At 64.0% G+C, this 26,572-nt stretch carries 19 protein-coding genes and 1 pseudogene; 7 read left to right on the forward strand and 13 right to left on the reverse strand.

Going from position 1 to position 26,572, the window contains the following annotated elements; genetic code table 11:
* Positions 1–8: 8 nt before the first annotated feature.
* Genes thiD through hemL form a run of 3 tightly spaced genes read left to right on the forward strand, consistent with a single transcriptional unit; the run spans position 9 to position 2,779 of the window.
* Positions 9–866: a bifunctional hydroxymethylpyrimidine kinase/phosphomethylpyrimidine kinase gene (gene thiD, locus ACCAA_RS08325; protein WP_186406778.1), complete on the forward strand. Its 858-nt coding sequence runs from the start codon at positions 9–11 to the stop codon at positions 864–866.
* Positions 859–1,527, forward strand: coding sequence for a thiamine phosphate synthase (gene thiE, locus ACCAA_RS08330; RefSeq protein WP_186406779.1), 669 nt, complete (start codon positions 859–861; stop codon positions 1,525–1,527). The genes thiD and thiE overlap by 8 nt, the downstream gene beginning before the upstream one ends.
* Positions 1,499–2,779, forward strand: coding sequence for a glutamate-1-semialdehyde 2,1-aminomutase (gene hemL / locus ACCAA_RS08335; RefSeq protein WP_186406780.1), 1,281 nt, complete (start codon positions 1,499–1,501; stop codon positions 2,777–2,779). Before thiE ends, hemL begins: the two co-directional genes overlap by 29 nt.
* A 325-nt stretch (positions 2,780–3,104) precedes the next feature.
* Here the strand turns inward: hemL and ACCAA_RS08340 are convergent, their stop codons facing one another.
* Complete coding sequence (locus tag ACCAA_RS08340; protein ID WP_186406781.1) at positions 3,105–4,499, reverse strand: CorA family divalent cation transporter; 1,395 nt, start codon at positions 4,497–4,499, stop codon at positions 3,105–3,107.
* A gap of 433 nt (positions 4,500–4,932) precedes the next feature.
* Between ACCAA_RS08340 and ACCAA_RS08345 the strand changes: the two genes are divergently transcribed.
* The 3 genes from ACCAA_RS08345 to ACCAA_RS08355 all read left to right on the forward strand — a co-directional run bounded on the left by ACCAA_RS08345 (position 4,933) and on the right by ACCAA_RS08355 (position 10,231).
* Complete coding sequence (locus tag ACCAA_RS08345; protein ID WP_186406839.1) at positions 4,933–6,771, forward strand: potassium transporter Kup; 1,839 nt, start codon at positions 4,933–4,935, stop codon at positions 6,769–6,771.
* A 61-nt stretch (positions 6,772–6,832) separates the two neighbouring features.
* On the forward strand, positions 6,833–8,806 hold the full coding sequence (locus ACCAA_RS08350; protein ID WP_425394471.1) for a potassium transporter Kup: 1,974 nt from the start codon (positions 6,833–6,835) through the stop codon (positions 8,804–8,806).
* A gap of 78 nt (positions 8,807–8,884) precedes the next feature.
* The gene (locus tag ACCAA_RS08355; protein WP_186406783.1) at positions 8,885–10,231 is read left to right on the forward strand and encodes a right-handed parallel beta-helix repeat-containing protein; all 1,347 of its coding nucleotides are present in this window, start codon (positions 8,885–8,887) and stop codon (positions 10,229–10,231) included.
* Positions 10,232–10,261: 30 nt separating this feature from the next.
* On the opposite strand, the gene dsbD is transcribed toward ACCAA_RS08355, so the two are convergent.
* The 10 genes and pseudogenes from dsbD to ACCAA_RS08405 all read right to left on the reverse strand — a co-directional run bounded on the left by dsbD (position 10,262) and on the right by ACCAA_RS08405 (position 20,206).
* Complete coding sequence (gene dsbD / locus ACCAA_RS08360) at positions 10,262–12,055, reverse strand: protein-disulfide reductase DsbD (protein ID WP_186406784.1); 1,794 nt, start codon at positions 12,053–12,055, stop codon at positions 10,262–10,264.
* Positions 12,056–12,074: 19 nt separating this feature from the next.
* A complete protein-coding gene (gene cutA, locus ACCAA_RS08365; protein WP_425394469.1) occupies positions 12,075–12,398 on the reverse strand; it encodes a divalent-cation tolerance protein CutA in 324 nt (107 codons plus the stop codon).
* Between the two features lie 26 nt (positions 12,399–12,424).
* Entirely contained in the window at positions 12,425–13,345 is a 921-nt protein-coding gene (locus tag ACCAA_RS08370; RefSeq protein ID WP_186406841.1) for a DMT family transporter, read from the reverse strand.
* Between the two features lie 199 nt (positions 13,346–13,544).
* Positions 13,545–14,162, reverse strand: coding sequence for a class I SAM-dependent methyltransferase (locus ACCAA_RS08375; RefSeq protein ID WP_186406785.1), 618 nt, complete (start codon positions 14,160–14,162; stop codon positions 13,545–13,547).
* Positions 14,163–14,356: 194 nt separating this feature from the next.
* On the reverse strand, positions 14,357–15,670 hold the full coding sequence (locus ACCAA_RS08380; protein ID WP_186406786.1) for an Nramp family divalent metal transporter: 1,314 nt from the start codon (positions 15,668–15,670) through the stop codon (positions 14,357–14,359).
* Between the two features lie 89 nt (positions 15,671–15,759).
* Positions 15,760–17,040, reverse strand: a complete 1,281-nt coding sequence (locus tag ACCAA_RS08385) for a magnesium transporter MgtE N-terminal domain-containing protein (RefSeq protein WP_186406787.1) — start codon at positions 17,038–17,040, stop codon at positions 15,760–15,762.
* A gap of 437 nt (positions 17,041–17,477) precedes the next feature.
* Positions 17,478–17,774 (reverse strand): annotated as a pseudogene (locus tag ACCAA_RS08390) (hypothetical protein); the annotation flags it as partial.
* A 22-nt stretch (positions 17,775–17,796) separates the two neighbouring features.
* The gene (locus tag ACCAA_RS22445) at positions 17,797–18,936 is read right to left on the reverse strand and encodes a beta/gamma crystallin-related protein (RefSeq protein ID WP_186406789.1); all 1,140 of its coding nucleotides are present in this window, start codon (positions 18,934–18,936) and stop codon (positions 17,797–17,799) included.
* A 323-nt stretch (positions 18,937–19,259) separates the two neighbouring features.
* Positions 19,260–19,898: an alpha/beta hydrolase gene (locus ACCAA_RS08400; RefSeq protein ID WP_186406790.1), complete on the reverse strand. Its 639-nt coding sequence runs from the start codon at positions 19,896–19,898 to the stop codon at positions 19,260–19,262.
* Positions 19,898–20,206, reverse strand: coding sequence for a (2Fe-2S) ferredoxin domain-containing protein (locus tag ACCAA_RS08405; RefSeq protein ID WP_186406791.1), 309 nt, complete (start codon positions 20,204–20,206; stop codon positions 19,898–19,900). The genes ACCAA_RS08400 and ACCAA_RS08405 overlap by 1 nt, the downstream gene beginning before the upstream one ends.
* Before the next feature lie 250 nt (positions 20,207–20,456).
* On the opposite strand from ACCAA_RS08405, the gene ACCAA_RS08410 reads away from it, so the two are divergent.
* Positions 20,457–21,494, forward strand: a complete 1,038-nt coding sequence (locus ACCAA_RS08410; protein ID WP_186406792.1) for a DnaJ C-terminal domain-containing protein — start codon at positions 20,457–20,459, stop codon at positions 21,492–21,494.
* Positions 21,495–21,516: 22 nt separating this feature from the next.
* Here the strand turns inward: ACCAA_RS08410 and ACCAA_RS08415 are convergent, their stop codons facing one another.
* Both ACCAA_RS08415 and ACCAA_RS08420 read right to left on the reverse strand, forming a co-directional pair.
* The gene (locus tag ACCAA_RS08415) at positions 21,517–22,635 is read right to left on the reverse strand and encodes a VanZ family protein (RefSeq protein ID WP_186406793.1); all 1,119 of its coding nucleotides are present in this window, start codon (positions 22,633–22,635) and stop codon (positions 21,517–21,519) included.
* On the reverse strand, positions 22,635–26,570 hold the full coding sequence (locus ACCAA_RS08420) for an NACHT and WD repeat domain-containing protein (protein WP_186406794.1): 3,936 nt from the start codon (positions 26,568–26,570) through the stop codon (positions 22,635–22,637). The genes ACCAA_RS08415 and ACCAA_RS08420 overlap by 1 nt, the downstream gene beginning before the upstream one ends.
* Positions 26,571–26,572 lie beyond the last annotated feature (2 nt).

The following is a 26,572-nucleotide window of genomic DNA, read 5'->3' on the forward strand; positions in this document are numbered from 1 at the left end:
CTGCCCTGATGAACCCCCACGTCGTGCCACTGCCGCCTATCGTTCTCACCTTCGCCGCCAGCGACCCCTCTGGTGGCGCTGGGCTGCAGGCGGATTTGATGACCCTCTCGTCGATGGGTTGCCATCCGCTGTCGGTGACCACGGCACTGACCGTGCAGGATACCGTCGGTGTGGCGGGCATCATGGCAGTTGATGCGGATTGGGTCGAAGATCAGGCGCGGACCTTGCTTGAAGACATGCCGGTCGCAGCTTTCAAGATTGGCCTCTTGGGCAGTGTCGACAATATCGGGATAATCGCCGAGATCCTCGCCGATTATCCCGGCGTTCCGGTGGTCCTCGACCCTGTGCTCGCGTCCGGGCGCGGCGATGAACTGGCCGACGAAGAGATGATTGCCGCCCTGCGCGAGTTGCTGTTGCCGCGGACCACGATTCTGACGCCGAATACGCTCGAAGCTCAGCGACTGTCTGCGGCTGACGACGACGATGACGCCGACGATGAGGCAGGAGATCCGACCCTCGACGACTGTGCGCAGCGTTTGCTCGTCCTGGGCTGTGAGTATGTGTTGTTGACCGGTACGCATGCCAATACCGCGCGGGTGGTCAACAGCCTCTATCGGCAAAAGAGTGGACTGGTACGCAGGGATGCGTGGGATCGCCTGCCCGGTACCTACCACGGTTCGGGTTGTACGCTGGCCTCGGCCATCGCTGCTGGTCTGGCGAGAGGATTGTCGGTGGACGAGGCAGCATGGGAAGCTCAGGACTATACATGGAGGTCGCTGGTCGCCGGCTTCCGACCGGGAATGGGTCAGTGCATTCCCGATCGTTTCCATCAGTTCCGGCCTCGCAGCGGTGCGCTCAATGATTGAACCCGCGCGCAGCAAACTGCGCGGCCTTTATGCGATCACCCCGCAGGGCCTGGCGCCGGCCAATCTGCTGGCCCGGGTCGAGGCTGTCCTGGGTGGCGGGGTGGCATTCGTCCAGTATCGGGACAAGGGTACCGGCGGGGCGCGACGAGCCGAATTGGCCGGCGCCCTGCGCCGCCTCTGCCGGCAGTATGGTGCCCGCCTGCTGATCAATGACGATCTGGCGCTGGCGCTCGCCGTCGACGCCGACGGTGTGCATCTGGGGGGCACGGACGGTGATCTCGTGGCCGCGCGACAGGCGCTTGGTAGCGGCCGTTTGCTCGGCGCTTCGTGCTATGCGGATTTCGATCGCGCACGCACGGCGGTGTCAGCGGGGGCAGATTATGTTGCCTTCGGGGCGGTACATCCATCGCCGACCAAGCCGCTGGCGGTGTCTGCGCCGCTGTCGCTGTTCACGCGCTGCCGCGCCGAACTGGCCGTGCCGGCGTGTGCCATCGGCGGCATCACCGCAGAGAATGCTTCGCCCCTGCTGGCCGCCGGTGCGGACCTGCTGGCCGTGATCAGCGACCTGTTCGGGGCAGCGGATAGCGCCGCGCGCGCCTCGGCCTATCAACCACTGTTCAAGGAACATCCTCGTGATCTCCCGCAATCAGCAACTTTTTGAGCGCGCTCAGCGCCGCACCCCGGGTGGCGTCAACTCGCCGGTACGGGCCTTTCGTTCGGTCGGCGGTACGCCGCGGTTTTTCGTCGAAGGCTTGGGCCCGCGCGTGACCGATGTCGACGGCATGATCTACCTCGATTACGTCGGCTCCTGGGGACCGCTGATTCTTGGCCACGCGCATCCCGAGGTGGTCGCTGCGGTACGGGAAACGGCCGCCAGGGGGCTATCCTTTGGCGCACCGACCGAAAACGAGGTCGACATGGCCGACCTGCTCTGTGAGCTGCTGCCGACGCTCGAAATGGTTCGCCTGGTGAGTTCGGGGACCGAAGCGACGATGAGTGCCATCCGCCTGGCGCGCGGCCATACCGGGCGCGACCTGTTGATCAAGTTCGAGGGCTGCTACCACGGCCACTCGGACAGTCTGCTGGTCAAGGCGGGCTCCGGGATGCTGACTTTCGGTCACCCGAGCTCCGGCGGCGTTCCCGCCGATTTAGCCAGGCACACGCTGGTTCTCGGCTACAACGACAGCGCCGGACTTGAGTCGGCCTTTGCCGAGCATGGCGCGAAAATTGCGGCGGTGATCGTCGAAGCGGTGGCCGGCAACATGAATCTGGTCGCGCCGCGGCCCGAGTTCCTGCGGACCATGCGCGAGCTGTGCAGCCGGTACGGGTCGGTGCTGATCTTCGACGAAGTGATGACCGGCTTCCGCGTCGGCGCCCAGGGTGCGCAGGGTCTCTATGGCATCCATCCGGATCTGACCACGCTCGGCAAGGTGATTGGCGGCGGCATGCCGGTCGGTGCTTTTGGCGGCCGACGCGAGATCATGACCAAGGTCGCGCCGCTCGGTCCGGTGTACCAGGCAGGCACACTGTCGGGCAATCCGGTAGCCGTCGCTGCCGGTCTGGCGACGCTGAAACTGGTGCACGTGGCCGGTTTCCATGAACGGCTGGCGCAGCGCACCAGGCAGCTCACCGACGGGCTGGTTTCGGCAGCCACTCAACATGGGGTACCGTTCTCGGCGCAAGCGATCGGCGGCATGTTCGGACTGTACTTCCGCTCAGAGTGCCCGCAGACCTACGCTGAAGTGATGCAGTGCGACAAGGAGGCTTTCAATCGCTTCTTCCACGCCATGCTCGATGCCGGCCACTACTTTGCGCCTTCGGCTTTCGAAGCCGGCTTCGTTTCGGCCGCCCATACCGAGGCCGATATCGCCGCCACCATTGCCGCCGCGGAAGGGGTGTTCAGGGGCTGGTGATTGGGAGGGTAGGGGCGCAGCACGCTGCGCCCCTACCTCTGCGGAAGGCTTGGCGACAAAGTAACAGTCCTCCAGCTTGGCCTTGTGATACAGATCCTACCCAAGCAGCGTACACATTGTGCACTGTCGAGGCAACGATCCCCGCACGGAAATCAGCGCGGTCTTCGCCCCACAGGTTATCATCTGGCTTCGGTAGGTTTCATAGGCGGGTTGTGAAAGCTCCAGCGTGCGGCGGTTGATGCGGGATCGCTTCTCGCGGTTGATGCCCGGTAGGGGCGCAGCATGCTGCGCCCCTACCGGGCATCTTGCGCACGGGACCGTCAGATCAAAACACCCTGCCGCTTGCCTGGCGCGTGATTCGTTGCTTGCGGTTCTCGAAAAACCGCAGACCGGCGTAGGTGCCACCGGCGAGAGCGAGCATTCCGACCATGAACCCTGCATAGGCCGTTGTCATTGGAATCTCCAGGGCTTTGGCCATATCCGAAAACTCGGACATGCCGCCTATGCCGGCCGCCATATTGATCGGCATGAAGACCACGCTGAGCACCGTCAATCGCTTGAGGTTCTTGTTCTGGTTGATGTTGATCGCGCTATCGGTGGCGTCCATCAGGAAGTTGATCTTGTTGAACAGGAATGCGGTGTGGCCGTCGAGCGATTCGATGTCGCGCAGGATCTCGCGGACGTCGGCATGCTGGGCATCGGAAAGCAATTTCCCGCGCAGCAGGAAGGAGAGCGCCCGCCGGGTATCGAGGACGCTGCGCCGCGTACGACCATTGATGTCCTCCGCCTCGGCAATGGCAGCGAGGATTTCTGTCGCCTCCTTGTCGGTGATGTTTGAGCGCAAGACCTTCGTGCCGACCTTGTCGAGTTCGGCGTAGACATCCTCGAGCGAGTTGGCCGAGTACTCGACGTCGGCGGCATAGAGATCGAGCAGGACGTCCTTGCCATCGGTCACATAGCCCGGCCGGGTGCGCGCGCGCGCCCTCTGCAGGCGAAATACCGGCAGCTCCTCGCTGCGCACCGTGAACAGGATCTCGTTGTGCAGGATCAGGGCTACCGGAACGTTGCGCGACTCGTCCCTGGTATCGAGCAGGAAGTCGGAGTGCAGATGGACCTCGCCGTCGTCCTCGACATAGAAGCGTGCGCTGGCTTCCAGGTCGGTCAGGCTCGCCGGGTCAGGTATTTCGACGTCATACATGCTGCCGATCCAGCCGCGGATTTTCTTGGTCGGTGCAATCAGGTCCACCCAGATCGGGCTGACGCCTTTCAGGTCGTCCGGGCTGCTGACGGTAAACTGGCGCAGGCGACCGTCACGCAGTTCGAACGCATTGACGACTGTTTTTTCGTTGCGGTAGTGGCTGTCATCGATCAGCTCCTCGAGCACCTCGTCCGGGAGGAGTGCCAGGATCGGATCGGCGCCTTCCTTGACTTCATCCCAAACGACCAGGCGCTCATTGACATCCAGCGCTTCAAGGATGTACGCGATTTCCTTCGGCGGCATCAGCTTGAGCTTCTGGCGAAGTTCCCGGCGATACTGCTCGTGAATCTCCAGGCTGGCTTCATCAAGGCTGGGCGTCCCCTGTTCACGCACCAGTGGCGCGACGAGCTCTTCGACCCGTTTCTGCAGCGAGAGCAGCGAACGCACTTCGCTCAGATGCACGTCGGCGATGCCCTGTTGCAGCGTTTCCGGGGTAGTCAATTTGTTCTTTTCTTCGCTCACGGTGTCGACTCCCTGATGATGAGGTGACTAATCGAAGGGCGGGATTCTAGCACTGCCAGACGGATCAAAGATCATGTTTCGAGAGCCTTTTGGCCATTTGAAACGAAATGAAATCGTTTCCGGAACAAATCGCTGAGCGCGACTCGCTCCTGCGCCGGCAAGGCAGCGCCAGCTCCTAGTCGAGCATCCACGACACTGACAGAGGTCGACTGTGGATGCCCGCCGGCAGCCGCCGAAGACTTCGTTGACCGGCATGCGCCATCTTCGTCGATCTGTGAGAAGATGCCCGCAAGCGCGTTGCCGACGGCAAGAGCACGGGTAGGCACGGCAACGCGCGACATCGGGCGACGCCAATTCCGGCGGGGGAGCAGTGACAGCAGAAAACGCGCCGCACGGCGAAAAGTCGGGTCTGGCGGCCACCTCGCTGGCAGCGATGGGTGTCGTCTTTGGCGACATCGGTACCAGTCCGCTCTATACGGTCAAGGAAGTGTTTCGTGGCCACCACCCGCTGGCAGTCAACGCGGAAAACGTCCTGGGCATCCTGTCGCTGGTCTTTTGGGCGCTGACGATCACCGTCTCACTGAAATACGTCGTCTTCATCATGCGTGCCGACAACCGCGGCGAGGGCGGTATCATGGCCCTGACGGCACTGGCGCTGCGCACGGCCAATGCCTCGCCACGCACCCTCTGGCTGATATCGGTGCTGGGCATTTTCGGGGCGGCACTCTTCTACGGTGACGCCGTGATCACACCGGCGATGTCGGTTCTCTCGGCAGTCGAAGGACTCGAAGTCGCGACGCCGCTGCTCAAGCCCTACGTCCTGCCGATCACCGTCGCCATCCTGATCGTGCTGTTCGTTCTTCAGCGGCACGGGACGGCGACCGTGGGCGCCCTATTCGGCCCGGTGATGATGTTCTGGTTTGCCACCCTTGGCGTTCTCGGCCTGTACAACGTCATCCGCTATCCGTCCGTGCTCGCCGCGATCAATCCCTGGTATGCCTTCGCGTTTGTCGCCCGCCATCAGGGCCTGGCTTTCCTGGCGCTGGGTTCAGTGGTGCTGGCGATTACCGGCGGCGAAGCGCTCTACGCCGACATGGGGCATTTCGGTCGCCGCGCGATCAAGTGGGCGTGGTTTGCCTTCGTCTTTCCGCTGCTCTACCTCAACTACCTTGGCCAGGGGGCGCTGATCCTCAACGACCCGCAGGCGATCGAAAGCCCCTTCTTCCGGATGGTACCGAGTGAGATTCTGCTCATTCCGCTGGTCGTCCTGGCCACCTTTGCGACCGTGATCGCTTCGCAGGCAGTGATTTCAGGGGCCTTTTCGCTGACCAGCCAGGCCATGCAGCTCGGTTACTGCCCGCGTATCCAGGTCAGGTTTACCTCGGAACGCGAAAAGGGCCAGATTTATGTCCCGAACATCAACTGGCTGCTCTTGCTGGCGGTGATCATCGTCGTGCTGGGTTTCCGTTCATCGTCGAACCTGGCTTCGGCCTACGGCATCGCGGTCACGCTGACGATGATGATCGACACGATCCTCGCTTTTGTCGTCGTCCGTGCGCTATGGAAGTGGAGTTGGCCGCGCGCAGCGCTGTTCCTGGTCTTCTTCGTCGTCGTCGACTTTGCCTTCTTCGCGGGCAATGTCACCAAGATTTTCGACGGTGGCTGGTTCCCGCTGGCGCTCGGTCTGTCGGTGTTTGTGCTGCTGTCCACCTGGAAGCGCGGTCGCCGGCTGCTCCATGAACGACTGCAGCAGGATTCGCTACCGCTCGAAGCCTTCATTGCCGGTCTCGCGACGGGCGGACCGCAGCGCGTTGCCGGCACCGGCGTTTTCCTGACTGCGCATCCGCAAGGCGTGCCGCGGGCCATGCTCCACAACCTGAACCACAACAAGGTATTGCACGAGAGAGTGGTGCTGCTGCAGGTGGTCACCGAAGACGTGCCGCATGTCCCCGAAGACGAGTGCGTGCGGGTCGAAGTTCTCCCGGCCGGCTTCTACCGGGTGTTCGTCCGCTACGGTTTCAAGGACGACCCGGATGTGCCGCGGGCCATGGAACTGTGCGCCGAGCAGGGAATGCGCTTCGAAATGATGGCCACCTCGTTCTTCCTCGGTCGCGAGACGGTCGTCCGCTTGCCGCTTGCCGCGCGTCCGCACATGGCGCGCTGGCGGCAGGTATTGTTCAACTGGATGTTCCGCAACTCCGATACGGCCACCGCTTTCTTCAAGATACCTCCCAACCGTGTCGTCGAACTGGGGTCGCAGGTCGAGTTGTAGCCAATCCCCGTCTGCTCGCCTCGCGAGCGCCGATCTGTGAGAAAATGGCGGATTACGCGGCCTGCTGTCCAGCCGGGACATAAAGACAAGCAATACGCGGTCTTCATCGCGTGCCATTCCGGGAGGGAAAATGACAGCAGAGCACACGCCGCACGGCGAAAAGTCGGGACTGGCGGCGACCGCACTGGCGGCGATGGGCGTCGTTTTTGGCGACATCGGCACCAGTCCCCTGTACACCGTCAAGGAAGTCTTCGCTGGCCACCATCCGCTGCCGGTCACCGCGGACAACGTGCTGGGCATCCTGTCACTGGTATTCTGGGCACTGACGATCACGGTTTCACTGAAATACGTGATTTTCATCATGCGCGCCGACAACAAGGGTGAGGGTGGCATCATGGCCCTGACGGCGCTGGCGCTACGCACTGCGAACGCCTCGCCGCGCATCCTGTGGATGATGTCGGCATTGGGAATTTTCGGTGCCGCGCTCTTCTACGGTGACGCCGTGATCACGCCGGCGATGTCGGTCCTCTCGGCAATCGAAGGGCTCGAAGTCGTGACGCCGCTGCTCACACCTTACGTTCTGCCGATCACCGTATCCATCCTGATCCTGCTATTCCTTTTTCAGCGGCACGGCACTGCCGCCGTGGGGGCGCTGTTCGGTCCGCTGATGATGTTCTGGTTCGCCACCCTCGGCGCTCTCGGCCTGTGGAACGTGATCCAGTATCCATCGGTGCTGGCGGCCATCAACCCCTGGTACGCGATTGCTTTTGTCATCAAGCATCAGGGCGTGGCTTTTCTGGCGCTTGGTTCGGTCGTGCTGGCGATCACCGGCGGCGAAGCGCTCTACGCCGACATGGGGCATTTCGGCCGTCGCGCGATCAAGTGGGCGTGGTTTGCCTTTGTCTTTCCGCTGCTCTACCTCAACTACCTCGGTCAGGGAGCGCTGATCCTCAACGACCCGAAAGCGATCGAGAATCCCTTCTTTCTGATGGCGCCGAGTGAGCTGCTGCTGATCCCGCTGGTCATCATGGCCACCATTGCCACGGTGATCGCTTCGCAGGCCGTGATCTCCGGTGCCTTTTCGCTGACTAGCCAGGCCATGCAACTGGGCTATTGTCCGCGCATCCGGATCAAGTTTACCTCCGAGCGTGAAAAGGGCCAGATCTACGTCCCGAACATCAACTGGTTGCTGTTACTGGCGGTGATCATCGTCGTCCTGGGCTTCAAGTCGTCAACCAACCTGGCTTCGGCCTACGGTATCGCCGTCACACTGACGATGATGATTGATACGATCCTGGCTTTCGTCGTCGTCCGCGCGCTGTGGAAGTGGAGCTGGCCACGCGCGGCGCTGTTTCTGGTCTTCTTTGTGGTCGTCGATTTTGCCTTCTTTTCGGCCAACGTCATCAAGATCTTCGATGGTGGCTGGTTCCCGCTGGCGCTCGGTTTTTCGGTCTTTGCTCTGCTCTCGACCTGGCGGCTCGGTCGCCGCCTGCTCTATGAGAAACTGCAGCAGGATTCGATACCGCTCGACGCCTTCCTGGTCAGCCTCGCTGACGGAGGACCGCACCGTGTCGATGGCACCGGCATCTTCCTCACCGCCAGCCCGGAAGGCGTGCCGCGCGCCCTGCTCCATAACCTGTATCATAACAAGGTATTGCACGAGCGCGTTGTCCTGCTCAATGTGGTCACCGAAGACGTGCCCCATGTCCCAGAAGGCGACAGCGTGTGCATCGAAACGCTCGGCGAGGGATTTAGTCGGGTGTTCGTCCGCTATGGCTTCAAGGACGACCCCGATGTGCCGCGGATCATGGAACTGTGCGCTGAGCAGGGATTGCGTTTCGATATGATGGAGACCTCGTTTTTTCTTGGCCGCGAGACCGTTGTCACGATGCCGATTTCGCGACGTGTGCGTATGGCGTACTGGCGGCAGATCCTGTTTACCTGGATGTTCCGCAACGCTGACCCGGCGACCGCTTTCTTCAAAATCCCGCCCAACCGCGTCGTCGAGCTTGGCGCGCAGGTCGAGTTGGCGTAGTTTTTGGCTCCGAGCTTGGCTCCATTGCTGGCTCGATCATCGTTATTTCTCCACGTCAAGCCACTCGGGGAATGACTTGTGGGTATCGCCAGATTCCTCGCCGTGGCCCTTGCGTTGGGCCTCTTCGCCAGCGCAGCGCACTCTGACAATGTGCTGCCGCCGGCGCCCGAAGAGTTGGGCGTCATCCGGCGCAACGAAAACGGTCGGCTGGAGGCAGTCAGAACGTCTCCCAGCGCTCACTCACCGTCAGCACAGGAGGCTGACGGTCCGGCTGCCGCCAGGGATGAAAGCGCAGCGGGCAAGGCTCGCGAAAGGAAAGCCCCGAGCGCTGTGGCCAGCAGCAGGACCCTGGTCGTCGGTCCGCGGGAACAGATCCGAAGCATCCAGGAAGCGGCCCGCATCGCGCGCGACGGCGATACCATCGAGATCATGCCGGGGGAGTACCGGCAGCAGTCCATCGTCTGGACGCAAGGCAGGGTCACGATCAGGGGAGTGGGCAAGCGCCCGCTCCTGATCGCCGATGGTGACAGTGCGCAGGGCAAGGCACTGTGGGTAGTGCGCAACGCCGACATGCTGATCGAGAACATCGAATTTCGCGGCGTGCGTGTGCCGGATGGCAATGGCGCCGGAATTCGCTTCGAAAAAGGCCATCTGAGAGTCGTCGGCTGCGCGTTCTTTGACAACGAGATGGGCATCCTGACCGGCAATGATGTCGATGCGGTGCTCGAGGTCGAGGACAGCGAGTTTGGCGCTGCGCCGAAGCACGCCGGCAGCCTGCATCATCTGCTCTACGCTGGCACGATCGCTCGTCTGAGCGTCAGGGGCAGCCGCTTTCAGCAGGGTTTTCTGGGACACCTGATCAAGTCCCGCGCACGGGAGAGTTCGATCCTCTACAACCTGATCGTCGACGGTGCGGGCAGCCGGGCTTCATACGAACTGGAGTTTCCGAACGGCGGGCTGGCCTGGGTGATCGGCAACATCATCGGCCAGAGCGCCACGACGGACAATCGGGACCTGATTTCATATGGCGCCGAGGGTCCGCACTGGCCCGACAACGCGCTCTACCTGGCGCACAACACGCTGGTCGACGACCGGCTCGGCGGCCGCTTCCTGCACGTCTGGTCCGACCGGATGCCGTCCGGGACCGAGGTGTGGACGATCAACAACCTGCTCGTCGGCCATGGCGGCTTTTCGCCGCAAGCGCCTGGTCGTCATGACGGAAACGAGGAGGTCGACGGATCCATGTTGATCGGTCCTGAGGGCCTGCAGTTCAGACTGCCCAGTAACTCTCCTCTGAGGGGAAAGGCCAGGCCTGCCGGTTTTGTTCGCCAGCGCAGCCTGGTGCCGGTCGCCGAGTTCACGCTTCCAGCCGGAACACGGTCGCTCGTTGCCGGCAAGCCGCTGTCGGCGGGGGCGCTTCAGTAGGTAATTCCGGGATTCCGGGATTGCGGGTTTCTAGCCCAGGCGCGACAGCAAGCCGAGAAATTCGTCGGCGTCTTGGAAGCCAGTTACGCGCACACCGGCGATCTCCTTGCCGCTGCTGTCGAAAAAAACGATGCCCGGCGGACCGTAGAGTCTGAAATGCTGTAGCAGGGCCTTGTCGTCGTTCGAGTTGGCGGTCACGTCCACCTGCAGCAGCATCCACCCGGCCAGCTTGGCCTGTACGCGCGGATCGGCGAAGGTGAAGCGCTCCATTTCCTTGCATGACACACACCAGTCAGCATAGAAATCGAGCAGCACCGGTTGGCGTGCAGCCGCAATCGTGGCCTCCAGTTCGGCCAGCGAGCGGACGCGAGTAAACGGGAGTGGCCGGGCCTCGATGTTCGTTGCGCTACTGCTGCGCAGCACCGACAGCGGCTGCAGTGGGTCGCGCGACCCGGCCAGCGTTCCGAACAGCATCGCTGCGCCGAGCAGCAGCATGACGATGCCAATGCCCTTCCAGAAACGCTGCCAGCCTCTGGCGTGCGGCGGCAAGGGGTCGATCGCGTGCAGATAGATCGCCGAAACGATCAGCAGCAGCGCCCAGGCGAGCATCTGCGCGACCACTGGAATGACCGGTGAAACCAGCCACACAGCGGTGGCCAGCAGGACGACGCCAAAAGCCTTCTTGATCGCTTCCATCCACGGGCCGGATCTCGGCAGCAGCGTTCCGGCGGACAGCCCGACGGCGAGCAAGGGCGTACCCATGCCGAGAGCCATCGAGAATAGTGCGACGCCGCCGAGAACGGCATCGCCGGTCTGGCCGATGTAGAGCAGCGCGCCGGCCAGCGGTGCGGCGACACACGGGCCGATGATGATCGCCGACAGGGCTCCCATGGCGGCCACGCCAGGCAGAGATCCGCCCTTGAGGTGACTGGCTTCTTCCGACACCCGGCTTTGCAGAAAGATTGGCAGTTGCAGTTCGTAGAAACCAAACATCGACAGCGAGAGGGCGACGAAAACCGTCGCGAAGCCACCCAGGACCCAGGGATTCTGCAGCGCCGTGGCCAGCAGCGTGCCGGTCAGGCCAGCGGCGACGCCGGCCGCCGCATAGGTGATGGCCATGCCCAGGACGTAGGCCAGCGATAGGGAAAAGCCGCGCGCGTGCGAGACGCCGTGGCCGTCGCGCCCGGAGCCGACGATGATACTCGAGAGAATGGGGATCATCGGGAAGACGCAGGGAGTCAGCGACAGCAGCACCCCGAAGCCAAAGAAACTGCCGACCAGCAGCCAGAAGCCGCTGTTCCTGAACAACTGTGCGATGCGCCCGGATTCGTCAGCGGCCGCCTCCTGGCCCGCCGGCGCAGTGGCGATCGGCGCCGGCGCTGGGTCAGGTAGTTGCAGACTGAGCCTCTGCTGCTGCGGCGGATAGCAGATGCCGGCGTCGGCGCAACCCTGTGAAGTGATCTTCAGCGTCAGCGGCAGCGGTCCAGAGCTGTTGCGCTCGACTGGCAGGACGACGGTGACCGAGTGATAGTAAACCTCGACCTTGCCGAAAGTGTCGTCGCGTTTCTCCTTGCCCGGCGGCAGCGCCGGCGTGCCGAGGGCGATGGTCGCCGGCTCGGCGGCGAAACGGAATTTGTCACGGTAAAGGTAATAGCCCCTGGCGATCGCGAAGCGCACCTCGATGTGCTGCCCGTCGACTGCGCGGGCGGTCGGCTGGAAAGCAAGCGCCGGGTCGAGGAACTCCTCGGCGTGCGCCAGGGTAGCCAGCAGGAGAAGGAGGGCAAGCCGGAAGAAGAGCGGGAAGGGAAGCAGCCAGCGGGTCATGGTGAGGGTCTTGCAGAGATCAGTCGGGGAAACGTGTTTCGCTGGCCACCCAGGCGAGATAGTCAGGCAGCCCGTTTACGATCGGTAACGCGATCACTTCCGGCAACTCGTAAGGGTGGCGGCTGCGGATCGCCGCTGCGAGCGCGGCGTAGCGTTCGCTGGTCGTCTTGATCAACAAGGGTACCTCGTCGGCGGTTTCGAGCACGCCTTGCCAGCGGAAGACCGAGTGGCACGGCGCGAGAACGTTCACACAGGCCGCCAGACGTGCTTCGACGAGCTCGCGTGCCAGTGCTTCGGCGGAAGGTCGATCGGGGAGATTGGTCAACACGAGCAGGGTAGTCACGGGCGTGATTCTACGTCAATTGTAGGTCAGGATCGGGGCGCCGCCTGAGGCTGCCCGCTCGCGCCGCGCCCGCGCATGGCCAGCGCCTCGTTGGCGATCAGTGCCCCGAGGACCAGGGTGCCGCCGGTCAGCGTGCTCGCTGCCGGCTGCTCGCCGGCGCCGAGCCACGCCCAGGTGACTCCGAAAACCACTTCGAGCAGACCGAGGAGCGCAATCTCCGGCGCCGGCAGGACGCGCGACAGGCGCACCACCAGGAGGCAGGGAATCGCCAGTTGAACGGCGCCGAGCAGGGCGAGCAGGGCGAGGTCGTGCGCCGATGACTGGAACGGATAAGCCATCGGGAAGGTGAACACGGCCGACAGCGCGGCGCCGATCAGTACAGCCGGCAGCATGTCCTGGCCAACGCCGTGCTGCGCGTCAGTCCGGCGATGACTGACATATTGGAGGGTCGTGAAGTTGAGCGCGGCGGCCAGAGGTACGGCCAGAGCGACGATGGTTCCGGCCAGCGACAGTCCGCTGCGCGCCTCCTGGCCGAACATCCAGCCGATGCCCACGCCGGCCAGAGCGATGGCCAGCCACGTTCTGGCCGGCAGCCGGTGGTGCAGGAAAACCCGGGTGAACAAGGCGGTGATCAAGGGCCCGATGGCCATCGTCACCAGTACGTTGGCCACCGTGGTGAGCGTGATCGCCAGCATGAACGCCGTGAACATCACCGACCAGCAAACGGCCGAGAACCAGACCGGCCAGGGGGATCGCGCCAGACCGCGCCAGAGTCCTGGCCCGCGCATTGCGGTCAGCAACACACTCAGGGCGAGCGCGTTGAACAGGCTGCGCCAGAAGGTGACCTCAAAGCTGCCCGCGGTATCGAGATGGCGCGAGACCACCCCGGCGATGCTCCACAACAGAGTGACCAGGACCATCAGTGCGACGGCACGGCGATGCGACATTCCTGGATCTTCCTGCCGCGAAATGGCGGCGACGATTGAAAAGGGTGCCATTGTGCAGGATTTCGTTTCGGCTGCAGCCAATTCATGATGCGCCGTAGCCGGCATGAAATGGCTCCTGACTTGCGTCAGTCTAGCCGGTGGCGTGTCCGTGGCGCTAGGCGATCTCCCTGTTCCCCGGTTGTGCTGACCCGCGAGTGGCTTACTTTTTCCGGCAAACCAGCTCCGCCTTCGGTTGGAATGGCCAGGCAGCAAAGTAGACTTTTTCCAGCGTCAGGCCGGCGGCGTCCAACAATGGCCGCAGATGATCGCGCGCCAGCGTTTGTCGACGCGAGCTGCGGCGGCTGTTGAACGGGGTGTCCAGCCAGGCATACACGACAACCCCCGTTTTGGCGACTCGTGCCAGGCTCTTCAACAGTCGGACGCGATCGTCATCCTGGGAAAAATGGTGCAACAGCCGATGGCACACGACCCACTCAAACTCGCCGTCGGCAAACGGCAGCGCAAACGCATCTCCTTGTTGACCGATACGTTCGTGGTTTGCCTGACGATAGACAGCCAGCATCGCTTCTGAACTGTCGAGTCCTACTACCTTGCTGAATTTGCCGCGCAGCAGTCCGTCGATACGTCCCGTTCCACACGGACAGTCCAGCACACTTGCGCCACTGACATGGTTCAATGCACGCTCTACGGCGCGAGCTTCCAGCCAATGGGAAAAACGGCGTACGCCTTTGGGCTTCACGAACTTGCTGTTGTATTTCTCGGCACTTTCAAATTCCCGGTAACGTTCCGGCTGTTGATCTGGACTTCCTTGACTCATGGGTAAATTCCTTACGCCTAATCGTTTCTCGGCGCCCGACGCAGAGCCAGGCACCAAGGACTATGGTGTGCTGGAGGCATTAACCCAGGCTTAAGGTTCATGCCCATATTTTTTTCGATCTCCGGCGCCGGCAGGACACGCGACAGGCGGACCACCAGGACGCCGGGAATCGCCAGTCTTCGCTCCTTCCGTGCTTATCCGCCCAACAGTTTCACGTCAAACCAGTCGAGCACCGTGCTCAGGATCAGCGTCACCGAGAGCAGGCTGACGATCATGGCGATAGTGTAGGTCATCACGTTACCGAGCCGGCTATTCACGTAGTCGCCCATCAGCTCGCGATTGTTGATCAACTGCAGCACCGCGAACAGCTCGATCGGCAACAGCACTCCATTGAGCACCTGCACGCCGAGCAGTACGGGAATGACCGGCAGGGCGGGAATCAGCGCGACGGCCGCGCCGAGCACCAGCAGCGCGGTGAACATGCCGATGAAGACCGGTGCTTCGCTCCATGAGCGCGAGACGCCACGCTCGAAACCGGCGGCTTCGCTCATCACGTAGGTCGTCGACAGCGGCAACACCGCGCCGGCCAGCAGGCAGGCGCCGAGCAGACCGACGGCGAACAGATAGCTGGCGTATTGGCCGGCAATCGGGGCCAGCGCCAGCGCCGCATCGGCGGCGGTCTCGACTTCCTTGTGGATCGGAAAAAGCGTCGCGGCGGTGGCGATGATGATGAATCCCGAGATCGCCACGGCAAAGAAAGTGCCGCTCCATACATCGACCTGCGTCAAGCGATAGTCTTCCGGTCTGGCGCCCCTTTCGGCCGTCGAAGACTGGACGTAGAGCTGCATGTACGGCGTGATCGTCGTCCCGATCAAGGCGATCAGCAAATTGAGATACGCTGGATCTTCCTCGATGTGCGGCCGAAGGGTTTCGCTGAGCACCACGTGCCAATCGGGCTTGGCGAGGAAAGCAGCGCCGATGTAGGCCAGAAAGACCAGCGTCAGGACGAGGAAAACTTTTTCGACGCGGTTATATGAGCCGCGTGTGATGAGTAACCAGAGCAGCGCGGCGGAGACCGGCACGGCGATATAGCGGCTGACTCCGAACAGCTCTGCCGCAGCGCCGATACCGACGAACTCGGTGACGATGACGCCAAAGTTGGCGATGAGCAGTGAAAGCAGGATGAACGCCGTCATGCGCAGCGAGAAATTCTCGCGCACCAGGTCGGAGAAGCCTTTGCCGGTCACCGCGCCCAGGCGCGCGAACATTTCCTGCACCACCCCGAGAAAGAAGAAGATGACCACCATCACCCACAGGAAACCATAGCCATACGAGGCACCTGCGGACGCGTAAGTTGCGATGCCGCCGGCATCATTGCCGGCGTTCGCGGCGATCAGGCCGGGGCCCATCGCCGCCAGATAGACCCACAGGCTCCTGCGTCGCGGGCGGTCATGCCCGGGCGCCGCCGAGTAGTCAACCTTGCTGCTGGTCTGATTCAATGTGGTCATTATTTTTCTCGCTTTCCCAGCGCCGCAGCGCTGTCAGGATATATCAGAGGGGGCCCGGCTCGGTCCCGGGGGTTTGCTGACCTCGGGTGCTAGCCAAATACGCGCTCGCGCTGGCGGTGCTGCCAGATCTCGGGCAGCAGGACCGCCATGGCGTCGTCCACCGTCAGGATGCCGATCATGCGCTGGGCGTCGTCGAGCACAGGAATAGCGAGCAGGTTGTATTCCGCAAGTACGCGCGTCGCGTCTTCGGCGCGGTCGTCTGGGCTGACGGTCGGCAGATTGTCTTCCATGATCTCGGCCAGCGGTGTCTCCGGGTTGGCGATGATCAGGCTGCGCAGTCGGACGATGCCGCGCAGCGCCACCAGCCGATCTTCGTCGGGCAAGTCTGCGCTGTCTTCGGCGGGTGCGGGACGCTCGGCGACGACATAGATCGCCAGCAGCGGGTCGGGCACTTCTTCGAGCGAGCGCAACAGCGTCAGCGCATCGCGGACCGTCGCACCCTCGCGGATGCGCACGAAGTCAGGCTGCATGATCCGGCCGACGCTGTCTTCATCGTAGGCCAGCGACTCCTGGACCTCGGCCGCCTCCTCGGGCTCCATGCTGGCCAGGATTCGGTTGGCGACTTCCTTGTCGAGGTCCTCCAGCGCGTCGGCCGCGGCGCCGGGGGCCATTTCCTCGAGGATGTCGGCAGCGCGCTCTTCGTCCATCCCCTCCAGCAGGTCGGCGACCCGCTCGTCGCTCACTTCCTCGAGAATCTCGGCGGCGGTCTCGTCGTCCAGTGCAGCGACGATGTCGGCGCTCTCGCGGAAGGAGAGCGCGTCGACGATCCGTCCCAGATCGACCGGGTTCATCTCGGAGAGACGGTCGTAGGAGACCTTGAGTTGCACCGGCGCGTCACTGACCAGATACTGCGCTTCTTGCCAGTCGATCACCTGCCGTCCGACGACGCGATGCGCCAGCGAGCGCGGGCCCAGTCGGCGCAGCAGCGCCTTGGCGCTGATGTCGACGCCGACAAGCCGGTAGACACGTTCTATCTGGGCGAGCTGAACGTCGTTGACGCGCACGATTCGGCGGCCGCTGATGTCGATGATCTGGTGGTCGAGTACGTCCTTGCCGAGCAGGATCTCGCCGTCACGACGCCGGAAGCGCCGCAGGCTGACCGTCGACGAGCTGAGCTGGATGGCCCCGTTGAATGATTCCAGCCGGCTGGCGGGGACGAAGAACTGCTGTCGCCGGTCACGGACGACGAGTCCAGTGATCGGCGGGTAAAGCTCGTCGCCAACGCGGACGATCACGTCGTCGAGCCGGCCGATGATCTCGTCGGTCTTGCCACGGACCGCCTGGCCAAGAAATGATGCGAAGAAGAGCATGAGTTACCTCCTGTCGCCGCTGATACGGCGGAAAGCAAGCTGATGGAAGTACATGCCGTAAAACGACGCGGGCCAGCGACCGGCGTCGTGGACGCGGCCTGTTGCGCACGAAACGGTGCGCCGCCTGAACAGGCGCGCGCGAAAACGTGCGCAGCAGGCAAGCGCCCGCTACGGCGTTACGATTCTTGCAGTGTGTAAGTAAGCGACAGGTCCCAGGACGGGACCAGGCTGACGCCGCACTCCCTGGACGGGAAGCGGCAGGGGACTAACCTGCGTTAACTCGCCAAGGTGACGTCGACCACGTGTCGACAACTGCCAGACGAACAACTGCCCAAGTTAAGGCCTCCAGAAACGAAGAAGCGCGGAGACTATCAATTTGGACTGGCGCTTGTCAAGCCGAATTGGCAATCATTTTTGGCCATTGTCGCCTAATGGGCTCAACGGAGCAGGAAGACGGTTGCCAGGGCGAGGAAGATGAAAAAGCCGCCGCTGTCGGTCCAGGCGGTGATCGACATGCTCGAACCGAAAGCCGGGTCGCGGCCCAACTTGAGCAGCGTGATCGATTCGCGAAAGCCGTGGATCACCCGCGAAGCGATGAAGGCGGTGAACAGGTTGATCGCCAGCCACTTCCAGCGGTTCCTCAAGGCCGCGCTGACTGGCGCGAAGATATCCTCGTCCTGACTTAAGCCACCTTCGCGCCGCAAGTCTGCGTCAGCCTCGTCACGGACGAAGTCCGACTATATCAAAACGGCCGTGTCAGGGCCTTATCGCCTGGGGCTCACCCCGTTCGTTCACGGCTACTGTCGCTCCAGGGCGAGCGCTCATTTGAACGTGATGCTCCTGGCCTCGAAAATTATAGGTGACCTCCCAATAGGCGGGTGCGCCTGGGGAGGACACGCTTGCGCAACGTTCGACGTCCTGGGTATGCGCCTGCTGGGCACCACCGTCGCGACCGACGCTGGCGCCCAGCGCCGCGCCGGCGACGGCGCCACCGGCAGTGGCAATATCCTTACCGCGGCCGCCACCGACCTGATGCCCGAGAATGCCGCCAATCACTGCCCCAACGATTGCACCCGGAACATTGGCGCCGCTTCGATCCTCAACGACTTGTTCCTGCTCGACCCAGCAGCGGCGCTCAGCAGGGCCAAGCACGGCGCGGACCGAAGTGACCCTCGCCTCATACAGTCGCTCGCGGTCGCGCCGGTGGTCGTCGTAGGAGGCAACCGGAAGGGGCGCGTAACGGGGGTCATCTATGCCGGCGCCCCTGCTCACCACCCGCACCGACGAAACGCGGTCGTTCAAGCCCATGGCAGCCAGCGACGGATACTGGCCTGGACGCAAGATGGCGCAGCGACCGCTGAAGCGCGCGTCTTCGCAAATCTCCCACGAGTTGCGATAGACGACCACCGATGAGGCACGGTCATTGAAGCCATGGCGCTCGAGGTTGCCGATCTGTTCCTGCGTGCTGAAAGAACGGCCGGCAAAGCCTTCATATTCAAAAAACGTGACCTGTACCGCCGGGTCGTTGTCGTAGGCTGCTGGCGGAGCGGCTGCATAACGACTGGCATCAGTGCGCGAGTTTCTGCTGACGGTCCTCGCCGATGAGACACGGTCGTTCAAACTCATCGCAGCCAGCGATGGATACCGGCCCGGACGCAAAACGACACACCGACCGCTGAAGCGCGCATCCTCGCAGACTTCCCAAGCGTTGCGGAGCACCACCACCGACGAGGCACGGTCATTGAAGCCATAGCGCTCGAAGTTGCCGATCCCCTCCTCGGTGGTGAACGACCGGCCGGCAAAGCCTTCCCGCTCGTAAAAGGTGACCTGCGCGGCAACTGGGGTGGTGAGGATCGCACCGGCCAGCACCAGGGCGTTGCTCGAAATTGCATTCATGGGTGCCTCGTTGATTGAGTTGCGTGGACCGAAAGCGGCGTCCAGACCTGGCGGCTTCGGAGCTGCGCTGAAGCAGGCTGATGATGCGCGGCCGAAGCAGTCTGGCGGCATACCCAACGCTGACGGCGGTGGCCGTTAGCGTTGGGTATGCCGCTATTGTCGGCACTTCCGTGAACCAGGTATGTACGCGCGCGTACATACCGGGAAATACTTTTCGTATGGACGCATCTCATATTGATGACTTGAGGCAGGCAGCGGCGATGGCCGTCAAACACATTGCCGGGGAAGTGCTCGGCAAGCCGAGTATGGGCGTCCGGTGGACGTCAGTACCGCCAGGCGCGGGTGACGATCTCGCGGATGACATGGAGACGACGGTGAAAGAAGTGATCGGCGCCGGGGACGACGATCACCGGCAACTCCAGTGGTTTGGCCCACTCGATGACGTTGGCCAGCGGTACGGTGGTATCGTCCGAGCCATGGATGACGATGGTGTCGCGCGGCACGGCCTTGGTCCGATACAGGCGTGCTCCTTCGACGAATCCCGATGCCGTGCCGACGAGGACCAGTCGTTGCGCCGGATGGCCGGTTTCCTGGAGCGTCTCGGCGACCCGCGTCTGCACATAGGCGCCGAAGGAGAAGCCGGCCAGCGCGACCGGCAGATTCCCATAGCGGCACTTGGCTTCAGCCAGTACGGCGAGCAGATCTTCGGTCTCCCCGCGGCCGTCGTCGTGCACGCCTTCGGTCTGGCCAATGCCACGGAAATTCGGGCGTAGTGCGACGTAGTCGAGATGAGTGAAGGTGCGTGCCAGCGTCTGCACCACCTTGTTGGTATTGCCGCCGCCGAACAGCGGGTGCGGGTGGCTGATCAAGGCAATACCGCGCGGGGCGCCGGGATTGTCGACGATCATTTCGATCTTGCCGACCGGACCATCGATCAGGAGTTGTTCTGCCTGTAGTCTCATCAGATGCGCAGCCGTTCGACGATGCGACCGTGCACCAGGTGCTCCTGGATGATTTCCTCGATGTCTTCGTGGTCTACGTAGGTGTACCAGACCGCTTCCGGATAGACCACGAGCACCGGGCCCTCGTCGCAGCGGTCCATGCAGCCGGCCTTGTTGATGCGCACCTTGCCGGCCCCCTTGAGCCTCAGTGCGCCAATGCGATCCTTGGCGTAGGTCTGGGCTACCGTCGCGCCGGCGTTGTTGCAGCAGGTCTCGCCTTCGCCACGCTGGTTGCAGCAGAAAAAGACATGGTGTCTGAAGTGGCTCACGGGAACGGGTCCTCCTGGTGGGTGGCTTGCTGCGGCGCTCGATTTTACCCTGATTCGCCTGTCGGGCGAGCGTAGCCGGACGAAGCATGGCTGGGTTGGCGAATTGGCTCTTTTTTTGCGCTGCCACGTCGGGTTGATGGCGTAAAATTCGGGCTGCCTGTCGTCTATGCCGTCTTCTATCCTGTCCTGTTCCTTGACGCGTCGATCCCGCCCGACTCCCACAGTGCCAAGTCCATGATTCCATGACTCGATGACTATTTGCGACGACCCGTTCACGATCCTTGGCGTAGACCGCGAGGCATCGCTCGATGAAGTCAAGCAGGCGTACCGCCGCCTGGCCATGCACTGGCACCCCGACCGCAATCCGTCGGCGCTTGCCGAGGCCCAGTTCAGACGGGTCAACGAGGCCTACACGCTGTTTCTCGATCAGCAGCGTATGGCCGAATGGCAGCAGGCGCAGGCTGACACGGCGACGCAGGCGACCAACGCCGCCGCCGGCGCCGCTGATGACCGGCTGGAGGTGCTGCCGCTCACGCTTGAGGAGGCCGCGCAGGGTTGCCGGAAGGCGGTAGACCAGGTCCATAGCGTTCGCTGCTCCACCTGTCACGGAAATGGCAAGCTGCGGCATACTCACCTGGTGCCTTGCCCGCGCTGTAGCGGCTGCGGGCGCGTCGCTCGCGACGGCGGCGGAACGAACCGCTGTGAAGGCTGCGCCGGGCGCGGCTATCTGCGCGAAACCGATTGCCCGGATTGCATCGGCAGCGGTTGGCGCAGCGAAGCGCGCACGCTTGCGGTGACGGTGCCGGCGGGCCTGGTCGATGGCGAGCGTCTGCGCCTGGCGCGGCAGGCGCCTTTGCCTCCCGACCGCGCAACCGCCATGGCCGGTGACCTGTACCTCGAGATCAGGCTCACCGAGCACCCGCTGTTCCAACTGCGCGGGCGTGACCTGCATTGCCAGTTGCCGGTGAGTGTCTTCCGCCTGCTCTGTGGTGGCCGCATCGAGGTCCCGACCTTGACCGGAACGGCCACCCTCGAACTTCGCCCGCACCCCGAGCACTCGCTTGAATACCGCTTGCCGCGGCGGGGCTTTCCGGGCAAAAGGGGGGCTGGGACCGGTGATCTCGTTGTGCATCTGCAGTCGGTTTACCCCTTGACGGTCGGCGCCGAGGACATGGTGCTTCTCGAACGGCTGGAAGGACGGCTGGCGCGGGAACTGGAGCAACGCGCACCATCTTTGGCGGCCTGGGAGTTGCAGATGCGAGCGCGCCGGGACGCGGCCGGCGGCTGACACGGAGGCACGGAGGCACCGACTACAGGCGTCGTCCGAGAACGGTCAGGTAGGGCAGGGCGACGAACGGCCACAGGCTCGCCACCCAGCGCGTGAGTCCGTTGAAGTTCAGGAAGTGCCCCTGGCGCCACGTCGTCAGCGCCAATTCAGAGTATGGATTGGGTGGCGTCAGGTTGACCAGCGCCGTGCCGGCCATCAGCGCCACGCCCGCCAGAGCGATACGGATTGGCGCCGGTAACAGCAACATGAACGAGAGCATCGCGCCACCGATCAGCAGGCCGAGTTGAGCGCCGGGGGTCAGCCAGGCGAGCGCGTCCTGCGGGGCAAGCAGGACGGCGGCAGCCAGCGTCCTGACCGCCAGGGCAAGCACGAACAAGGCGAGCAGCACGAGATGCGGGGAGCTCCGGTCGGCCACCAGGGTGCGGGCAAAAAGGCCGATGACGAGCGTGTTGCAGGCAATGACGCCGGTTTCAAGGACGAAGAATGACGGCGCGGCATAGGGCACGGCCGGCGTCAGGCCGAGAACGCCGCGCAGGTCGCCGGTGCCGAAGAGCAGGGTTTCCGGCGACAATTGGGTCAGCAGCCAGAGGCCGACCAGGACCAGTCCCAGTTCGGCGTGCGGTATCGGCGCCAGCACTTCGTGCTGAACCTGGCCGATGCGCCGGAAGATGAGCTTGCCGTTCCAGATCGCGAGCACGGCGCCGATGGCGGTGCCCGCGGAATTGCATCCCAGATCGAGGTTCGATGGCACGCGCGACGGGAGATACGTCTGCAGCGCTTCCATGCACAGGCTGAGGAGGCTGCCCAGCAGCAGGGCGGCGAGTGCTGGCGTCCAGCGGCCGGGTAAGTGACGCAGCGTCAGCGCCCACAGAAAGCCGAGCGGCATGTACGCGGCGACGTTGACCGAGAGGTCGAAGCTCGTCCAGTAGCGAGGCCACGCGGCGTCGACAAACGCCAGCGGAGAAACACCCAGGTCGCGCCAGTTGGCGAAAGGGTCGAGGCTGGCGTAGACGATCAGAACGACGTAGGCAAGTGCCAGATACAGCGGCAGGCGCGTTGGCCGAGGGAGGGGGTGCCGTGCAGGGATCTCGTCCGTGGTCGGAGTCGGAGTCGAGATCGGCGTTGAACCAGGGTGCTCCATCAGGGAGATGCCAGGTGGTGCGAAACCGTCATTCTAGCCTTGAACGACAAGGAGTCAGGCACGCCGAGCCGGCGTCGTTCCTGTTCGGTCAAATCGCGCCCCACGCGAGCGGCCACTTCGGCGGCGATCTCATCGATCGGACGGCACTCGTCGCAGCGCCAGAAGCGAACGGTCCTGTCGTCGCTGGCGGTAACCAGCGTCTTGCCGTCGGCCGAAAACTGCGCGCTGCGCACCGGGCCCGTGTGCCCGCGCAGAACACGCAGCTCGTGGCCGGTGACCACATCCCACAGCCGTGCGGTCTGATCGTCGCCGGCAGTGAGCGCCGTTTTGCCATCAGGCGAGAAGTCCGCACTGCGCACCGCTCCCTCATGCCCGTGCAGAACAGGCAACTCGCGGCCGCTGGCCACATCCCACAGGCGCGCGGTATGGTCCTCGCTGGCGGTGAGCACCGTCGTGCCATCGGGGGAAAACTGCGCACTGACCACTGGCTCTTCGAACCCGTCGAGAACCAGCAACTGGCGGCCGCTGGCCACATTCCACAGCCGCACGGTCTTGTCCTGGCTGGCGGTGAGCACGGTCTTGCCATCGGCGGAAAAGCGCGCGCTCAAAACCGGACCCTGATGGCCACGGAAAGTGTGCAATTCGCCGCCGCTGGCCACGTCCCACAGCCGCGCGGTCTGGTCCGAGCCGGCGGTGAGCGCCGTCTTGCCGTCGGGTGAAAGCTGCGCGCCCAGGACCGGGCCCTGATGCCCGCTCAGAATACGCAGCTCGCGGCCGCTGGCCACGTCCCACAGGCGCGCGGTGTTGTCCTCGCTGGCGGTGATGATCGTCTTGCCATCGGCCGAAAACTGGGCCGTCCGGACCGGGCCCTGATGCCCACTCAGGACGCCTCGCTGGCGGCCGCTGGCCACGTCCCACAGCCGCGCGGTAAGGTCGCTGCTGGCGGTAAGCACAGTCTTGCCGTCGGCGGAAAACTGCGCGCTCCAGACTTCGCCCTGATGCCCGCGGAGGACGCGCAGCTCGTGGTCTCTCTGCACCTCCCACAGCCGCGCCGTCCGGTCGGAGCCAGCCGTGAGCACGTTCTTGCCATCGGCGGAAAACTGCGCGCGCCAGACCGCACCCTCATGTCCGCGCAGAACCCGTAGCTCGCGCCCACTGGCCACGTCCCATAGGCGCGCGGTCCGATCCCGACTGGCCGTGAGAACAGTCTTGCCATCGCCGGAAAAGCGGCCGCTCCAGACCGGGCCCTCGTGCCCGCGCAGGACGTGCAGCTCGCGGCCGCTGAGCGCGTCCCACAGACGCGCAGTCTTGTCCCGGCTGGCCGTGAGAACAGTCTTGCCATCGGCCGAGAACTCCGCGCTGCGGACCGAGTCCTCGTGGCCGCGCAGAACCTGTCGCGCGCGGCCGCTGACCACATCCCACAACCGCGCGGTCTGGTCGTAGCTGGCGGTGACAGCCATCTTGCCATCGGCGGACAAGGTGGCACTCCAGAGCGATCCCTGATGCCCGCGGAACACCCGCAGCTCACGTCCGCTGCTCACGTCCCACAAGCGCGCGGTCGTGTCGTCGCTGGCGGTCAGCATCGTCCTGCCGTCAGCGGAAAATTGCGCGTCCCGCACCGGGCCCCGATGGCCGCGCAGGACGCGCAGCTCGCGGCCGCTGGCCACCTCCCAAAGGCGCGCCGTGTGGTCGTCGCTGGCGGTCAGCACGGTCTGGCCATCAGGGGAAAACCGGGCACTCCAGAGCGGTCCCTCGTGCCCGCGCAGAACGTGCAGCTCGCGGCCGCTGCTCACGTCCCACAAGCGCGCGGTGCTGTCGTCGCCGGCGGTCAGAGCGGCCTTGCCATCGGCCGAGAAGTGCGCGCTGGAGACCTGGCCCTCATGCCCGCGGAGAATGTGCAGCTCGCGGCCACTGAGCAGATCCCACAAGCGCGCCGTGCTGTCGTCGCTGGCGGTGAGCGCCGTCCTGCCATCGGCGGAAAACTGCACCACCGATACAGCGTCCGCGTGGCCCCGCAGTATCCGGCTGTACGGATAGGTGTCACTAGCTGCGCGCACGATGGTGTCTGCCTTGGCGGCCGCAGCGATCGTGCGCGCCGCCAGGGCCAACAGCACGCTCTCGTCCGGATGTTCCCTGCCCAGGCCCTCGGCGATGGCCGACAGCTCGCTGGCCAGAGCCCTGCGCGCCAGCGCCTCGGCCTGCTTCTGGGCCTTGTTGGCCTGCACCCCGAGGACCACGGCGACAAGAGCCAAGGCTACCGCAATGCTCCCCACCACGATCGCAACACGGCTGCGGCGACGCAGCACCTTGTTGAAGGCGACCGCCTGCTGCTTCTCGGCTTCGGCGCGCTGCGTCGCCTCGCGTTGCAACAGGGCCTCGGCCTCGAGGCGCGCGGTGCGCTCTTGCCCGGCTTGCCGCTGCAGAGCCTCGTCGTGTGCCTTGTCCTCCCTCACCCGGTCGATGCTCGTCTGAACGTATTCGTCGATCAGCGCGTACGCCGCGGCCCCTTCGTAACGCTGGGCCCAGGCCGGCGGATGCGTCCGCTCGATGACCCGCAGGCGCCAGCGTTGCGCGCGCTGACAGTCATTCTCGTCGAGCCAGCCACCGCCTTCGCTTTGCCTGCGCGCCGCTCGCTGTCGCCACTCCCTGAGTTCGGCGACGTCGTGGCCCTCCTCGGTGAGCCACTGCCGGAAGAGTTGCCATTGGCGAAACAGGCTCTCGTGGCTGATGTCGATCAGATCGTCATCGTTGATCGGTCGCCCGGCGCGTGGTAGCACGAAGCCCGCGTCGTCGGCACGGAAAGCGTCGATCACCGTGCGCAGGGCGCTGTGCCCGTCTTCTGGTATCAGCGGCAGCAGCTCGCGCATCGTCTGCGGCCGACGCAATTCGCGGCCTTCACGCCGTTCCACCAGAGCGAGGAACAGTTGCCGCGCGATGCACTGCTGCTCGTTGGTCAGCGCGCCATAAATCTCCCCGGCATGGTTGTCGATCGCATATGACAACATCGGCGCGTGCTGCGTCGTGCCGGGACCCTGGTCGACGCGGCGCGGCGCGCAGATGGTCTCGAAGTCGTCTACGCCCACTTCGCTGCGCCCCATGGAGCGCGCACGCTGCCACATGCGCAGCAGCGCGTGTTCAAGAATGGGCAGTTCGTCATCGCCGCCCAGCGCGTTGATCATGCGGTTGGCCAGCACCGCGTTGATGCTGCCGCCGACCAGAGCCAGGGGTGAGACGATGACCGACCTGATCTGCTCCGGGCTGAGTCGGGGCGTCAGGTAGATGCCGCTGTTGATCGCCTCGGGCAGGCCGTGGAAGGCCACGCAGTGGCCGAGAAAGTCCGAGCGCATGGTCATCACGACGTAAATCGGCAGCGCTTCGCCGGCCGAACGGAGCAGCAGCGTGATGAAGCTGTCGGCTTCGTCAGGGTTCTTCTGCCGGTAGCGGAAAATCTCCTCGAACTGGTCGACCACCAGCAACAGCGATTCGCCTGCGAAGCGCCCGGCCTTTTGCCGGTACAAGTCGGCCAGCGCCAGCGAGCTGGCGCCGAGTGCAGCGGCCAGGGAAGAGACCGCGGTGGCACGATCGGCGCTGTCGGTCCAGCGGGCATCGTCGGTCAAGGCGTGCGACAGGTTGGCCAGCGGGGAATCGCCGGGCTGGAAGATACAGACGTTCCAGTGCTGCGGTGGCATTGCCTCGCTGCCGCCGGGCGGGTGCAGCGCACCCCGGTGCAGTGCCGGAATCAGACCGGCGCGCACCAGCGACGATTTGCCGGTGCCCGAGGCGCCGAGCACCGCGGTGAAGCGCTGCTGCCTGTCGAGACTGGCCAGCAGGTCGCGGACATGCCGCTCGCGGCCGAAGAAGAGCAGCGATTCGCTTTCGGCGAACGGCCGCAGGCCGACGTAGGGCGCGGGCAGCGTGAGGGTGATGCGCTTCATGG

The sequence above is a fragment of the Candidatus Accumulibacter aalborgensis genome (genome assembly GCF_900089955.1).
In the GTDB taxonomy this organism is placed as follows: Bacteria; Pseudomonadota; Gammaproteobacteria; order Burkholderiales; family Rhodocyclaceae; genus Accumulibacter; species Accumulibacter aalborgensis.